Here is a 15894-nt window from a genome sequence, read left to right as displayed (position 1 = left end):
TCAACCTTCATTGCGGTTATCAACTCTATTCTTCAGACCTCATCCAAGAAATCGTCTCACGGATTCCTTGTTTATATGAAGTACGTGGTAGTGATGTTACTTCACTTTCATACTTTTCTCCGCTTAAAAGGACTGGTTGTTCTGTTAGATACATCATTTCCACCAGTTCTCTCATGAAGGGTGAAAATAAACCCATGAAGCGAACCATATTTGTTGAAACAGTTCTTACCGATTTTTGATAGCCCGTTTCCTCTCGTATGATGGCTAAAAGATCTTTTCCTGCAATAGCGTGTGCGGCCGGAACATTCCACGTTTGATTATACGTTTCTGAACGAAGTGATAACTCAACCATCGCTTTTGCACCATCACTTGTATAAAGGTATTCCCTTGCGACGTTCAGACCTCCCACGAAATTAGTTTTCTTATTTTGCACGACATTTTTTAGCGTTTCATGAAGAATGGTATTATTCGCATTGGGCCCATATAAATCAGGCATATGGACAATTAATGTCTCTACCTCACTCTCTAACATTCTCTTTTCCATGTCATATCTGATTTTTCCTTTTTTTGTGTGAGGATTTTTTTTCGTTGATTCCGTGACACGAGTTGATTGCTTACCATATGCGTATATATTATCGACAAGCGCCACTTTTGCGCGTTTTATCTGAGCTACTTCCAATAGACTATCCATACATTGAAAATGTTTCTTCTCCCACTCCTGATATGGAAAACTTACTGCATGAAAGATCACGTCGACACTATCAGCAGCCTTCAATACGTCTTCTTTCACTAGTGCATCCCCAGGATAAATCGTGACATTTGATTTGTTTTCGTAAAGCTCCTCAAGCTTTTCTTTTCCTCTTGAAAAAGCAATGACATCAATTCCTCTCGCCACCAATTCACCTACTAATGCATACCCTATTCCACCAGACGCCCCGAGTACTAATGCTTTTTTCATCCATATTACCTCCTTATTAACCACTGGTCAATTAAAGTTAAATAGTTCGCTCTAAGTCATCGTTCATTGCCTTAGAGCGCTTTAATGCGTTAGTGCTTTGATAATAAAATTGACATGTATATGAGCAGCCTCTTTCGCTTCCTCAAAATGATCGACCTGACTATGATAATGAGAAACAAAGCCATGCAGAGCAAGAAAGGCTGAATAAATCTCGCTGATGGGTAACTTATTCGGGGACAAGGCTTGCACTGATTGAGCAAATCTTTGATAACTAAGATTAGCAGCCTCTTGCGATAAGGTGTGCACCTCATTGTTTTTGAACATAAACATCATTTCGTACTGGCTTTGATGAGTTAAACCGAATTCAATAAAACAGAGGAGTAGATTCTTAAGCTTTGTCTGCTGGCCAGCTGAACGATTAACAACTTCCTCTATAAGCTGATTCAACCTATTGAAATACTCTTCAATAATCGCATAGAATAATTCAGCTTTGTTGCTGAAATGATAATAGAGTGCGCCATGGCTGCAACCAAGCTGCTTCGCTATACTTCTCATTGATACCTTTTGAAAGCCCATTTCAATAAATTGAGCCCTTGCTTCTTTTAAAATCATTTCTTTCGTCAGTTCTTGTGATGATGATTTACGTGGTGACAGACAGAGCTCCTCCTTCAATTGACCATTGGTTAATTAAAGCTTAATATATCTTCCCAAATTTATCAAGTACCCATACATTATTCCTGTTCAATGTATCGTTTCGAGAAATATCTTCTCTGTTCCTGAATAGACATAGGCTAAGGGGGGATTTAAATGAATAGTTTTCCACTTTTGTATTTGTCGTGCATTCTTGCTGGGTTTGCATTAATTAGAGTTCCGTTAAGTGGATTTATGGAACCCTTAGAACCTTTAGTATTAATTGTAGGCGTGCTGACGATTCTGTTATTTTCATGTGTCCTTATTTATAAGGGGATATTGTGTCTAGTTGGTAAAGGTTGAAAACTATGAGCTCAGACAAATGTCTGAGCTTTCCCCTTGTATAAAAATACCCTTTCATAGCAAAAGCGCATCGGATATAATCCAGTGCGCTTTTACTTATCGTTACTTACGTTTTTAATTATCTGTCTCCCACTTAGGATCGCCCGTTCGGTACCTTTACTTTTCATTCAATTTAAATTCTTTACCCGAATGTTTTATCCAACAATTCTCGGGTAGAATAAATAAGGATATACGGAGGTGTTCTCGGTGTTTATTGCATTAGTTTTCTTTTTATTCATGTCCTTTTTTTTATCAGGTAGTGAAACGGCCTTAACAGCAGTGAATAAAACAAAAGTCCAATCAAGAGCAGAGAATAATGACAAAAAAGCTCAAAAGCTTTTAGAGTTAATTTCAAAGCCAGAGCAATTTATTACGGGCATTTTAATAGGTAATAATATCTCAAATATTATGCTTCCCACCCTTGTCACCATTATCGCTATTGACTATGGAATTAACATTGGAATAGCAACCGGAATTCTAACAGTGATCTTAATTATTTTTGCAGAAGTCCTCCCAAAATCTATAGCTGCAACTTTTTCAACAAAAACAGCCCTTATAGTTGCTCCAGTAATCAGGTATCTCATTATTTTATTTAAACCACTCATTTATTTATTGTCTAAGTTTACAAATACCGTGATTAAAATCCTTTCTAAAGGCAACAAAGAAGAAAATGGATTTTCCAAAGAAGAAATTAAAACAATGGTAGACATAGCTTTAACGGAAGGAACATTTGTTAAAGAAGAATCTCAAAGGATTAAGGGTGCCATTGATTTTTATACAAAAGATGTACGAGATGCACTAAAAACCCCAAGAACCGAAATTGACGGACTTCCTTGTGATGTTACATTTGAAGATGCGAGGCAGATCGTCATGGAAAGTAATTATACTCGCTATCCCGTTTATAAGGACAACATGGACAATATTGTAGGAGTCTTTCATTCTAAGCTATTACTTAAGTGGTCCTTAAACCCTTCTATGGAAATAAAGGACTTTATGGATAACTCCCCTCTTTTTGTAACGGAATTTGTATCAATTGAAAGAGTATTCAAAATGATGCTTAAGGAAAAAAAGCATATAGCTATTGTCATTGATGAGTACGGGGGGACAACAGGGATCATTAGTCATGAAGATATAATTGAAGCAATGATAGGACAAGACATTGAGGATGAGACTGATGATGCAGGTGAAGTTTTAATTCAGGAATTAACAGACACGCATCTTTCATGTCACGGTAAAATTACGATACGTCGCTTTAACGAAATCTTTAAAACAAAAGTTCCAGAAGAGTATGATACGATTGCCGGATTTATTTACAAAGAACTCGGACATATCCCTTATGAAGGTGAAACGTTTGAGTTCCATCATCTCCACTTTGAAGTTAAAGCTATGATTGACAATAAAATAGTTCAAGTTAGAGTCGCCAAAAAGCTAAAACCTCAAATTGTCTAGTCGGTACTAGAAAAAAGAAAAAGCACAAAAAAATGCTCGGATATGGTATCCGAGCATTTTTTATGCTTATTAGATTTCCTTTGTTAAAAACCATCCCTTTACTTCACCAGTATCACCTAACGTGATCGGAAGATGATCAACTGATATTTCTTCACCTTGTTCAGCAAAACCGGCAATCACAAACTGACCTTCTAGCACGGTTTCTATGTTTGAAATGGTGGGCTCTCCTAAGTTTAACTCTTCTAGTACGTACCAGCTGCCGCCTTGCTTTTGAACGGTTGCGACATTAATTTCATCCTCAGCTAAATAAGCTAAAGCTACCGTTACATCATCAATATTACTTTGAGCGTAAATATGTTGAGGTTCACTTGTAAGTGCTTCTTCAGGAGATGCCCCCTGCCTCATACAACCCGCTAAAACTAGAAAAAATAAAAGGGTTATAGATAAAAGTTTGATTTTTATTTGAATCACTTCCTTATCTTTTATAGGTTGAGGAATAACCCTTTCATACTAAAATCGGAACAAGTTACTTTGGTTCATTCTTCAGTAACTAACCCCATCATACTTATGAAACCCAAAAAGTCCGTACCAGCATACGGTGCTGGTACGGTTTTGTTTATGATGTAGGCATACCGTGTACGGATTTCACTTCTAGGTATTCCTCAATTCCGAAATCACCCCATTCGCGGCCGATTCCAGATTGCTTGTATCCGCCAAATGGTCCGTTAAAGTCAGTGTCTGCGTTATTGATCACTATGCGTCCAGCTTTAATGCTTGAGGCCACATGGCTTACTAGTTCGGTATCTTTCCCTATTACAAAGCCTGCCAGTCCATACACCGTATCGTTTGCCATCTCAATGGCGTCCTCTAGCTCATCGTACGTGATAATTGTTGAGACTGGTCCGAATATCTCTTCCTGCGCAATAACGGAATCGTTGGAAACATCCGTAAAAATAGTCGGTTTCGCGTAATATCCAGTCTTTAGTCCTTCAGGCTTTCCGGTTCCACCGACAAGCAGGGTCGCTTCTTTTTCGCCTTTTTCAATATACGATTGAACGGTGTCCCACTGATCCTCAGAGACAAGTGGGCCAGTAGCTATTCCTTCCTTACGAGGGTCTCCTACTGGGAAGGTCGGCAACAACTCCACTATCTTTTTCTCAAATGACTCTTTCATAGACTGTGGTATAAATACTCTTGTTCCGGCTGAACATACTTGACCCGTGTTTGTCATGATATTGGAGAGAGCTGTCTTCGCTGCATCTTCCACATTCGCATCGTCAAGAACGATAATCGGAGACTTACCACCGAGCTCTAATGCCACTTTCTTTTTCGTTTCCGCAGCCTTTTTCATAATCGTTTCACCGACAGAGCCAGAACCGGTAAAGGAAACGAAATCAATGTCAGGATGAGAGCTGATTCCATTTCCTATGACAGAACCGGAGCCGTTCACAAGGTTAAACGCACCCTTTGGCAAACCAGCTTCATCAATAACCTCGGCCAAGATCATCGCTGCAAATGGTGTCTTTGAAGCTGGCTTTAACACAACCGGGCTCCCTGCCGCAATCGCACTAGCAATTTTGGTAGAGACTTGATTGGTCGGAAAATTCCACGGCGTGATCAGACCGCTCACACCAACCGATTCTTTTAAAAGCGTATGCCCCCCTCTATCCTCTGAGAATGAAAAGTCAGAAAGGGATTCGATTGCTTGTTTAAAATGACCAAGTCCCATATGATAGTGAATCTCTTCTGATACAGATAGAGGGGCACCGAGCTCATCTGTCATGATGTCTATAAGCTCCTCTTTTCTTGCCTCATAGCCTTGCACAATCTTCTCAAGCCACTGGATTCGTTCTTCTTTCGTTGAACGGGAAAAGATAGGAAAAGCTGACCTAGCAGCCTTTACCGCTTTATCCAAATCCTCTTCCGTACCTGAGCTGATTTTACCCATCACTTCTTCTGTAGCTGGATTAATGACCTCAATTGTTTCAGAGCCAGTCGACTCCATCCATTCACCATTAATATAATGCTTTAGTTGATTTCGCATGGGAAAAACTCCTTTTTTATTATGCTGATACACACTTAAATTTCCAAAATACGTATATAGCACTTCTATTCCCAGCAAGTCGATTTCTAAAACAATTGATGGCCGACTAGGTGATGCTCTTCTATTTATCTATTTAAGTCGTTCAAACTTAAACTGTCTCAAAACAAACATACTTATAGAATTTTTTATCTACTTGTAATACAGGAAAATTACTAGGTAAATCATGAAAATCTATACTGATAAAACCATTTTTTTCATAGAATCGGTGTGCCGCTAAAAATTGTGGCGTCGTTCCGAGGTACACTTCTTTTACGCCACATTCTTTTGCCCAGTTAACAGCAGTCTTCAATAAAAGAGTAGCCGTTTTATAAGTTGCTCCTCGGTAATCTTTCTTTACGAACATTTTCCTTAATGCCACTTGATGATTTCCAATATCCAACAGGCTAATCGTACCAACTACATTTCCATCATATAGAGCAACCCAGAAGTTACCATTCCCCGTCTGATAATACTCTTCTATAGCAAATAAATCAGGCTGATCCTCTTTTGTGATGGCTATATTGTACTCCTCTTGTTGAATTTGCAGGATTAACTCTACAACTTGATCCTGATTCTTAACCGAATATTTATGTACATTAGGGCTTACTATCATCTATTTCACCGCCAATTATCATTTTTAATCCTATTCCTATAAAGAAAAGCCCATTTTCCTCTTAATATCTTTTAGAAAAGGAACACTCACTGCTCTTGCTTTTTCTGCACCCATTACTAACACTTCATCTAATTTTTGAGGGGAGGCCATCAACTCGTTGTATATCTCCCGTGGTTCTTCTAGATAGTTATTCATGACCTCAAATAACTCTTTTTTCGCTTGCCCCCAACCAATACCTCCTTCATATCGAGCTCTCATCGCTTCTACTTGTTCCGTGGAAGCAAACTCTCTGTATAAGGTGAATATCGTTGATTCAGCGGGATTTTTTGGTGCTTCTGGAGGCAAAGAATCTGTTTTTATTTGATTGATCCGTTTTTGCAGCTTCTTTAGGCTCTTCAAAAAGAGGGATGGTATTATGATAGCTTTTGCTCATTTTTCGACCATCCAGCCCTGGTAAGACCGCAGTCTCTTCTTGAACTTGAAACTGCGGTAATACAAATGTTTCTCCATAATGATGATTAAAAGATTCAGCAAGATCTCTTGCAATTTCTACATGTTGGATTTGGTCTTTTCCAACTGGAACAACATCTGTTTTTAACATCAAAATGTCAGCTGCCATGAGAATAGGATACGTAAAAATCCCCATATTCACGCCACTATCTACTTCTTTTCCTACTTGTCTATTATGATCAACGATCCCTTTATAGGCATGTGCTCTGTTCATTAAACCTTTGGAAGTAATGCACGCTAAAATCCAATTCAACTCGAATATTTCAGGTACATCACTTTGCCTATAAAGAATCGACTGATTTTGATCTAGTCCGAATGCTAACCATGCCGCTGCAATTCCATTCGACAGCTGAGGGAATTCACCTGGCTCAGGCATCTTCGTTAAAGCATGATAATCAGCTACAAAGTAAGAAGCTTGATACTCTTCATCCTTGGCCAATTCAAGTGCAGGCTTGATCGCTCCGATATAATTTCCTAAATGAATGTCTCCCGTAGGTTTGATCCCAGTTACAATTCTTTTCTTCATCCAAATCCCACCTCTCATTAAAATCAGAAAATACAAAAAGGGTTACTCATCCTAAAAAGGACGAGTAACCCGTGGTGCCACCTTCATTCGTTTACCATTACGTAAACGCACTTATTTCTGCACAGAACCAAACTTTACGCTCCGAATGCATAGTCTTTTTTAACGGTAAGACATCCGCTAGCCCTACTATTTGTTCAGACTAGAAGCTCAGAAGCCCATTCAACCATCATCCCGTGTGAATTCTCACCACCCATCCACTCTCTGAAACGGTCTTATAGCCTACTCTTTTTCGTCATCGCTCTTAGATATTATGATAATAGTAAATTATGGGAGGTGAAAGGTCAAGTGGTGACAAAAGATCTCTTTTTCAAGACTTTAATCTCCTCTTGCCTTTGCATATGTTGATAATTGGATAATGTTATTGAATAAATAGCTTGCTTCTTTCCAAATCTCGTAATCTTTCGTTCGACTTGCATTCCAACCCTCTCTAAAATCCTGCAAGAAGAGGTATTAGCAGTTTGTGTTTCAGCCATTATTTAAGAGTCATTTAAACTTAATCATCACTTGAATGACCACAGAACCATCGAATAGAAATGTCAAAAACCAATATTATTCCTTTATTAGGTATTTATACAAGCGGAGAATTAGTTACCATCATAACCTACAAAAGAAAGGTAGGTAGGTTTATTATGAAATTTAGTTCATATAATTGTTGTGAAAGCTATTATCGATGTAAAAGATGTAAATGTACAATATGTAAATGTATTTGCCCCCCCGGACCTCGGGGACCTGCTGGACCTCAAGGCGATACTGGGGAACAAGGACCTCAGGGACCTGCTGGACCTCAAGGCGATACTGGCGAGCAAGGACCTCAGGGACCTCCTGGACCTCAAGGCGATACTGGTGAGCCAGGACCTCCTGGGCCTCAAGGCGAAACTGGCGAGCAAGGACCTGCTGGGCCTCAAGGCGAAACTGGTGAGCCTGGACCTCCTGGGCCTCAAGGCGAAACTGGTGAGCCTGGACCTCCTGGGCCTCAAGGCGATACTGGCGAGCAAGGACCTGCTGGGCCTCAAGGCGAAACTGGGGAACAAGGACCTCCTGGGCCTCAAGGCGATACTGGCGAGCAAGGACCTCAAGGACCAGCTGGACCTCAAGGCGAAACTGGGGAACAAGGACCTCAGGGACCTGCTGGGCCTCAAGGCGATACTGGCGAGCAAGGACCTCAAGGACCAGCTGGAGGCGTGTTAGCATTTGCAGACTTTTATGCATTAATGCCTCCTGATAATTCTGCGACAGTTGCCCCCGGTACGAATGTAGATTTTCCGCAAGATGGACCTATTAGTGCTGGGGGATTGATTTCCCGTACTGGTGACGACACATTCAACTTGGCTGAAATTGGAATTTATCAGGTCTTGTTTCAGGTGAGTGTGACCGAACCAGGTCAACTCGTTTTAACTCTTGATGGTATTGAACAACCCTATACGGTGGTCGGACGTGCAACCGGCACTTCCCAGATAGTAGGGATGGCTCTTATTGAAACTACAACCATCAATACAATACTCACTGTAAGAAATCCTGAGGACAATGCCACGGCACTAACTATCACTCCTGACGCTGGAGGAACAGAGCCAGTTTCTGCACATCTTGTTATTACGCGACTACAATAGACGGGGCAAAACTACTTTTTCACTAACAGGTACCTCGTATTTCCTGGTTAATCAGACTTTACTGGTTAACCCCTTTTTTATATTAAACCTCTATTACAATAGCAGGGGTGAGACGTGCAGGTATATGGAAGTAGAATATTGTTAGGAAACGATTCGCCCGCCTTTACAAGTCTTTAGGACAGATTTAAACTTTAACTATGTACTTTTAATCTTATTCATCAACGTCAAGAAAATAATGTTCTTGACGATAATGTCAGGTCTAAAACCCTATTGAATGAAGCAAGCCATAGTAAACTAGGTCTTCATATTGATTTTCTTTTTTCACATGGTCAATCAATATACCTTCTTTTTTCATGCCGACTTTTTGCAAAACTCTTCCTGAGGCTGGTTTTGAATGAAAATGACGAGCAAATACTTTATGATAGTGCTTTTCATCAAATGCAAACTAGATAATAGCTTGCGCGGCCTCATTCGCATATCCACTCCCCCAAAATTCCTCTCCGATCCAATAAGCAATTTCACCGTGGTTAAACGCTAGGTTGCTAGATAATGCGATCGTTCCATACAATTCTCTTGATTCTTTATCGGTAATAGCAAACTCGAAGGATCTATTCGACTCAAAGTTTTCAAGATGATGCCCAATCCATGACATTGCATCTTCAATAGAGTAGGGAAAAAAGGAGTTGCCTAATGACAACTCCTTAACTCCATCTCATTATTAAACGATTCTTTTCATACTGTTTGAATGATCCTTTACATACGAGCTACTTCTGAGAGCTCCTGCTCTTAAAAAAACATAACAAATAAATAGCGCACCAATGGAAATTAAAAATAAACTAAATTTCTTTCGTCATAAATACACTATTCTTATTTTCAATATAAGTAGAGAATGGTTTACAACTCTCAAATCCAAAGCTCTCATATAACTTTCTGGCAGGAACAAACTCTTTCATTGATCCAGTTTCTAAACTTAGCCTATTATATCCTCGTTGTTTTGCCTCATCTATTATGTGTTGAAGGATTTTTTTCGAGACACCCTTTCTTAACTGGTTTGATGAAGTTTTCATTGATTTTATTTCTCCATGATTCGCGTCAAGTTCTTTTAGTGCTCCACAACCTAGTAAATCGCTTCCTTCCCATGCACTCCAAAACGTGACTTCAGGCTTTCGTAGACCATCTAGATTCAATGCATGTATACTTTCTGGAGGAGAATGAATTCCCATACTCCTCAGGTGATCCATAATCAATTTTTTCACTTTAGAACCATTTAAATCATCTACTCGTATCTCCATTAATAAGCCCTCCTTATGTCCGTTTTAAGGAGACTCATATAAATTCGGTTTACATATTTTCCATTTTTATATATCTCATCCCGTAGTATTCCATCGCTATGAAAACCTACCTTTTCATAACAGCGAATTGCTCCTACATTATCTGCATCAACAGTAAGATACACTTTGTGCAAATTTAGACGATTAAATGCAAATTGAACAAGAATTTCAGTTACCTCAGTTCCATACCCCTTTCCCCATTCTGATTTTTCTCCAATCCACAAACCTATCTCAGCATGACGGTTCCATGGATCAATTTTAAACAATTGCGCGTTCCCAATTGGCTTATTATCTTCTCCAACTATTGTAAAGTAGATGCCTTTATCATTTGATTCAGCATACTTCCGCGTCCGTTCTCTGACTGCATTAGGAGTTAAAGGAAGTCCACTTCCAGATGGTAAAGTTGCGTTAACGTCCCGATCTGATAACCATTTATAACGAAGTTCCCAGTCTTCTTCAACAACTGGTCGTAACATGATTCTTTTACTTTTTATCATCAAACCATCCTAACTTTAAATTAATTACACCAAAATGTAACTCTACAATAGATATGACTATATCATTCTTCATCTTATTTCAAACTCCTTCTATCAAGGATATTTGTACATGAAAAACAATGTTCGTCATTAAACTTTCTCTGAATAGCAGGACAATATAGATATTTTATCTCCCTGCTCCTCAAACAACATCCTCCCTGTTCCTTCAATCGAGACTTCGAAAGGAAAAAATTTTGCATCTTTAGTTGAGAAAAACCAACGCCGACCATTTTTCACCGTAATGAACAAACCCGTTTCATCGCCTACCGGTGTTAACCCCTCACTATCTTCTCGCCAGTTAGGTAACCCGAGTTGATTCAGCTTTCTTACAAATGGAATGACATCACGAACAACTACCCCTACTTCACTAACATTGAGAAAATCCATAGATGAAAAGCGATGTGTCACACCATTTTTCAAGTTATGGCGGGCAATGAATTCAAGGATATTTCCTGCTGGGTCCTCAAAATAAATGGCGCGAGCATTCCAACTTTTAAAGAACACTTCATCTGAGTCGTTTTCAGTATTTAATTCAACTTTTGATTGAATCCAAGCTTTTGCTTCATCCATTTTGTTTTCTGGAATGTTGATGGCAAAGTGATAAAATGGGTCCTCTAGCTCATTTGATTGCAGGAAAGTAAGAGTAGTTGCCCCTACTTGAACGGTAAATGCCTCTTTGTCTTCTTTCACCATTGGAAGCTCCAGTACATCTTCATAGAAGCTCCTCATTTCGTTTAGGTTGCTCGTCGATAATGAAACCTCAGTTATCTTCATTTATAGTCACCTCTTCTTAACGTACGTAGTATAGGCATGATGTAGAGTACCAAGCCCCTCTACCTTTCTCCGTTAACCATTTCCCATTCACTTAAATACATTCGCTTTGTGATCTTCTTAGGATTTTCTAATGGACAAATTAATTCTAGACTGTTTCCATCAGGATCATTAAAATGGATTTTAGCATGCGCGAAGCCATTATGTGCCATCACAAAAGGTTCAACTGGTTCGAATCCAAATGCTTCTCTAGGGTGATATCCTTTTTCGTTTAACCAAGAAACTGATTGCTTCAAGCCTTCTAAAGTGACCTGAAAAGCGATATGTCTTATGGAAGGATGATACTCAAGTTCTACTTTGTCAGTTTCCCAGAGCCCCAACCAACTTTTATTTTTTTCGATCCACAGAAATGCCAACTTATCTTCATGTCTATGAGAAAATTCTAATCCAATTCCCTTATAATATTCGATTGAACGGTTCAAATCACGAACTGGTAAATGAGCTTCATATAATCCTTTAATCATTAATAAAACCTCCCTTGTATCTATCATACAAGGAGACTTGATAAATCACCTCACCTGAAAAGATGAATATTATCTACAACTTTAGATGTAGAAGCTCAATTTCGAATCAAAAAGAGACAGGAACGCATCCCTGTCTCTCCTTCATCTTCATTATTCATGGAAATTCGTACCGTCAGTCGTCGCATCAATGATACCTGCCCGAATAACAAAGTCACCAAAATGTTCGCCTTCTTGACGTTCTTTTGCATAGCGAGGAAGAATCACACCAAGCTCACGTAAGATTTCTTCTTCACCGATGTTTTCGCGGTACATTTTGCTTAGGCGGCTACCATCAAAGGCTGCACCAAGATACATATTGTATTTGCCTGGAGCCTTGCCGATAAAACCAATTTCACCTAATGCATGGCGAGCACAGCCGTTTGGACAGCCTGTCATACGAATGGTTATCTCTTTATTACGTAGGCCGTTTTCATCAACAATGGCGTCGATTTTATCAATTAAAGTTGGTAAGTAGCGTTCTGCTTCCGCCATCGCAAGGCCGCATGTAGGAAGAGCCACACAGGCAATCGAGCTACGGCGTAGAGCAGAGTATTGCTTACCATCCGTCAAATGATATTGTTCGATCAGCTCGTTTATCTTTTTCTTCTTCTGGTTCGATACATTGGCAATGATTAAGTTTTGATTCGCTGTTAGTCGGATATCACCCGTGTGAATTTTCGCGATCTCGCGCACAGCCGTCATAAGCTTGTAATCATCTGTATCGACAATACGTCCGCCTTCTACAAACATCGTGAAGTGCCATTTTCCTTTAACACCCTTCACCCAGCCGTAGCGATCACCGTTACTATCAAAATGATAAGGCTTCGCTTCATCAAAGCTCCAGCCGAGACGGTTTTCTAATTCCGCTTTAACGTTTTCTAAGCCAAGGCGGTCAACTGTGTACTTAAAGCGGGCATTTTTTCGTTCAGAACGATTTCCGTAGTCACGTTGAATCGTAATCACTTTTTCCGCTACATCAAGAATTTGATCTGGCTTACAGAAACCGATGACTTTAGCAAGCTGTGGATACGTCTCTTTATCACCATGAGACATACCCATACCGCCACCAATGGCTACGTTAAATCCGATAAGCTTACCCTCTTCCACAATCGCAATATACCCAAGATCCTGCGAATACACATCTATGTCATTCGAAGGGGGGACAGCGATTCCAATCTTAAACTTACGTGGCAAATAAAGCGGGCCATACATCGGTTCAACTTCTTCTGTTGCTGGGGTAGAAGCTACTTGCTCTTCATCTAACCAAATCTCGTGATACGCTCTTGTACGTGGCAATAAATCATCACTTAATTTTTTTCCTAACTCATACACTTCCGTATGAATATGTGATTCGTCTGGATTTGATACACTCATCACGTTACGATTCACATCACCACAGGCTGCAATCGTATCAAGCAAAGACGCATGGATTTCTTGAATCGTTTTTTTCATATTCCATTTTAAAATCCCATGCATTTGGAACGTCTGACGTGTTGTCAGCTTTAACGTGCCATTCCCATACTTTTGAGCAAGCTCATCCATCACAAGCCATTGAGCAGGTGTTGCTACTCCACCTGGCATACGAACGCGCAGCATGAATTGATATGCTGGTTCAAGCTTTTGTTTTTGCCTCTCATTCCGAAGATCACGGTCATCCTGCAGGTAGCTACCGTGGTGTTTCATCAGGCGATTATCATCATCTGGAATGCCCGCACTAATTCGGTCGAGCATGACTTCCTTTAATGTACCACGCAAAAAGTTACTATCACTTTTAATGCGCTCAACATCGCTACTAGGGCCGTCTGGCGCTTTTAAAATTTGGTTCCCCATGTTGTCTGTTCTCCTTCCAATCGAAAATCAATATACATCACGTTGATAACGTTTTTGTTGTTGCATGTCGGCAAGATATTGTTCCGCTTTATCACGGCTCATACTGCCTTCTTTTTCAATAATATCGATAAGAGTTGTATGTACGTCATGCGCCATATGCTTCTCATCTCCACAAATGTAAACGGCTGCTCCCTCTTGAAGCCACTCAAACAACTCTTTACTCTGTTCAAGCATTCGGTGCTGAACATACACTTTTTCATCTGTGTCACGTGAAAATGCAACATCCATTTTCGTCAGTACACCTTCTTTCAACCACTTTTGCCACTCAGTCTGGTACAAGAAATCGGTCACGAAATGCTGATCACCGAAGAATAACCATGACTTCCCTTCCACACCTGCTTCTTCACGCTCTTGAATAAACGAACGGAATGGCGCAATTCCCGTCCCTGGTCCAACCATAATAATTGGCGTATCAGGGTTTTCTGGTAGCTTGAAGTTTTCATTATGTTGAATGTAAATGGGCAGCGTATCACCTGGCTGCAGACGCTCTGCACATAAAATAGAGCAAACTCCACTACGATCACGTCCATGAGTCTGATAGCGGACAGCACCGATTGTTAAATGAACTTCATCAGGATTCGCTGATAAGCTGCTTGCAATGGAATAAAGACGTCCTGGCATTTTACGCAGAATCGAGATAAATTCTTGTGTTGATACAGCCCAAGGTCCAAAAGATCGAACTAAATCTAGCAAATCGCGGCCCTCTATATACTCTTTTAACCTCGCTTCATTACCTGCGGATAAAAGGTCTGTTAACTCCTTATTCGCTGAAAGCTTTGACGCCTGCTCTAGTAGTGGTTTCGTTAAAACAGTAATTTCAAAGTGAGAAGTGAGTGCTTCTTTAAGCGGTCGAACATCTCCCTTTTTATTAACCGTCACAATTTCTTCTGGATCCCATTTCATTTCCTGAAGCAGCATATCTACTAGAGTTGGATCATTTTCTGGGTAGATTCCTAGACTGTCACCTGGTGCATACGTGAGTCCAGACCCTTCAAGCGATAACTCAAGATGACGCGTTTCTTTATTTGATCCGCGGCCATTCAAATTTAAATTTTCAAGCACTTCCGCTTTAAACGGATTCGTTCTCGAATATGTTGATTCGCCTGCTTCCGTTACCGCTGTTACCGGAGCCGGAGCAGTACTTGCACCCTGCGCTTCACTTAAGCCATTAATGACTCCTTCAAGCCATTCTGCCGCTGGATCATCATAATCAAGATCACAGTCTACGCGCGGTTGAATACGCGTACCACCAAGCTCTTCTAAGCGCTGATCAAATTCTTTCCCTGTTTGACAGAAAAATTCATAGGAGCTATCTCCAAGTGATAAGACGGAGAAACGAAGGTCATCAAGCTTTGGAGCTCTTCTACCGTGTAGAAATTCGTGGAACGTCAGTGCACTATCCGGCGGGTCACCTTCACCATGTGTGCTCACAACAATCAAAAGATTTTGGAGTTTTTTTAAGTTATTTGGCTTAAAATCACTCATAGAAGAGACAGTTACCTGGAACCCATTATCTTCGAGTGTCTTACCTGCATTCTTTGCAAGCCCCTGCGCGTTGCCAGTCTGTGAACCAAAAAGAATCGTTACTTCTTTGGAGATTGGTTGTACAGCGCTTACTGTTGAAAGTTCTGCCACTGGTGCTTCTGCTGTCGCTGTTGTTGCTGTTCCTTCGGATGCAGCTGTTTGCGACGCAGCAAGATAGCCAGTCAGCCAAACTTTTTGCGACTCTGTTAAGGTCGGCAGAAGGCGGTTAAGGAGGTCTGCCTGCTCCTGATTAAATGGACTGTTCATTACCTGAAATTGCAACTATATCCACCTCACAAAAAAATAGACTTATCATAAGTTAGTTTTAATTATATAAATAAATGATGAACTTATCGTAGTCTCATAATTCCTATAAGTCAAGTATGTTTTAATGATTTAACGACTAAAATCGTCAAAAAATCAGTTTATTCAGAGATTTTT

General features: G+C 40.1%; 15 protein-coding genes, 1 pseudogene and 1 other annotated feature. Of the genes and pseudogenes, 3 read left to right on the top strand and 13 right to left on the bottom strand.

The genetic code is table 11. The features are described 5' to 3' along the window. Positions 1-25 precede the first annotated feature (25 nt). On the bottom strand, positions 26-958 hold the full coding sequence (locus RYX56_RS00285; RefSeq protein WP_317120141.1) for an SDR family NAD(P)-dependent oxidoreductase: 933 nt from the start codon (positions 956-958) through the stop codon (positions 26-28). Positions 959-1039: 81 nt separating this feature from the next. Then, entirely contained in the window at positions 1040-1570 is a 531-nt protein-coding gene (locus tag RYX56_RS00280) for a TetR/AcrR family transcriptional regulator (RefSeq protein WP_317120140.1), read from the bottom strand. Positions 1571-2197: 627 nt separating this feature from the next. On the opposite strand from RYX56_RS00280, the gene RYX56_RS00275 reads away from it, so the two are divergent. After that, entirely contained in the window at positions 2198-3439 is a 1242-nt protein-coding gene (locus tag RYX56_RS00275; protein ID WP_317120139.1) for a hemolysin family protein, read from the top strand. A 69-nt stretch (positions 3440-3508) separates the two neighbouring features. On the opposite strand, the gene RYX56_RS00270 is transcribed toward RYX56_RS00275, so the two are convergent. From RYX56_RS00270 to RYX56_RS00255, 4 genes and pseudogenes are all read right to left on the bottom strand, one after another. Then, positions 3509-3910 carry a hypothetical protein gene (locus RYX56_RS00270; protein ID WP_317120138.1) on the bottom strand — a complete coding sequence of 134 codons (402 nt, stop codon included), beginning with the start codon at positions 3908-3910 and terminating at the stop codon, positions 3509-3511. A 145-nt stretch (positions 3911-4055) separates the two neighbouring features. Beyond that, positions 4056-5483, bottom strand: coding sequence for an aldehyde dehydrogenase family protein (locus tag RYX56_RS00265; protein WP_317120137.1), 1428 nt, complete (start codon positions 5481-5483; stop codon positions 4056-4058). A gap of 148 nt (positions 5484-5631) precedes the next feature. Then, a complete protein-coding gene (locus tag RYX56_RS00260) occupies positions 5632-6135 on the bottom strand; it encodes a GNAT family N-acetyltransferase (protein ID WP_317120136.1) in 504 nt (167 codons plus the stop codon). Between the two features lie 36 nt (positions 6136-6171). Beyond that, positions 6172-7171 (bottom strand): annotated as a pseudogene (locus tag RYX56_RS00255) (tryptophan--tRNA ligase). Positions 7172-7224: 53 nt separating this feature from the next. Then, positions 7225-7476: a binding site (T-box leader), on the bottom strand. 409 nt (positions 7477-7885) lie between these two features. On the opposite strand from RYX56_RS00255, the gene RYX56_RS00250 reads away from it, so the two are divergent. Both RYX56_RS00250 and RYX56_RS00245 read left to right on the top strand, forming a co-directional pair. Beyond that, positions 7886-8419, top strand: a complete 534-nt coding sequence (locus RYX56_RS00250; protein WP_317120135.1) for a hypothetical protein — start codon at positions 7886-7888, stop codon at positions 8417-8419. Further along, entirely contained in the window at positions 8413-8838 is a 426-nt protein-coding gene (locus RYX56_RS00245) for a hypothetical protein (protein WP_317120134.1), read from the top strand. Before RYX56_RS00250 ends, RYX56_RS00245 begins: the two co-directional genes overlap by 7 nt. A gap of 445 nt (positions 8839-9283) precedes the next feature. Here RYX56_RS00245 and RYX56_RS00240 read toward each other — a convergent pair whose 3' ends face one another. The 7 genes from RYX56_RS00240 to RYX56_RS00210 form a co-directional block, all read right to left on the bottom strand. Then, positions 9284-9535, bottom strand: coding sequence for a GNAT family N-acetyltransferase (locus RYX56_RS00240; protein ID WP_317120133.1), 252 nt, complete (start codon positions 9533-9535; stop codon positions 9284-9286). Positions 9536-9674: 139 nt separating this feature from the next. Then, entirely contained in the window at positions 9675-10130 is a 456-nt protein-coding gene (locus RYX56_RS00235) for a GNAT family N-acetyltransferase (protein ID WP_317120132.1), read from the bottom strand. Next, complete coding sequence (locus RYX56_RS00230) at positions 10130-10666, bottom strand: GNAT family N-acetyltransferase (protein WP_317120131.1); 537 nt, start codon at positions 10664-10666, stop codon at positions 10130-10132. The genes RYX56_RS00235 and RYX56_RS00230 overlap by 1 nt, the downstream gene beginning before the upstream one ends. Before the next feature lie 129 nt (positions 10667-10795). Then, positions 10796-11479, bottom strand: a complete 684-nt coding sequence (locus RYX56_RS00225; RefSeq protein ID WP_317120130.1) for a VOC family protein — start codon at positions 11477-11479, stop codon at positions 10796-10798. 59 nt (positions 11480-11538) lie between these two features. Beyond that, positions 11539-12000: a VOC family protein gene (locus tag RYX56_RS00220; protein ID WP_317120129.1), complete on the bottom strand. Its 462-nt coding sequence runs from the start codon at positions 11998-12000 to the stop codon at positions 11539-11541. 150 nt (positions 12001-12150) lie between these two features. Beyond that, positions 12151-13869: an assimilatory sulfite reductase (NADPH) hemoprotein subunit gene (cysI, locus tag RYX56_RS00215; RefSeq protein ID WP_317120128.1), complete on the bottom strand. Its 1719-nt coding sequence runs from the start codon at positions 13867-13869 to the stop codon at positions 12151-12153. Positions 13870-13896: 27 nt separating this feature from the next. Further along, positions 13897-15735 carry an assimilatory sulfite reductase (NADPH) flavoprotein subunit gene (locus RYX56_RS00210; protein ID WP_317120127.1) on the bottom strand — a complete coding sequence of 613 codons (1839 nt, stop codon included), beginning with the start codon at positions 15733-15735 and terminating at the stop codon, positions 13897-13899. Positions 15736-15894: the final 159 nt, after the last annotated feature.

It is taken from the genome of Alkalihalophilus lindianensis (assembly GCF_032843265.1).
Taxonomy (GTDB): Bacteria; Bacillota; Bacilli; order Bacillales; family Bacillaceae_D; genus Alkalihalophilus; species Alkalihalophilus lindianensis.
The sequence above is the reverse complement of the archived record's forward strand: the minus strand, read 5'-3'. Positions and strand labels throughout refer to the sequence as shown.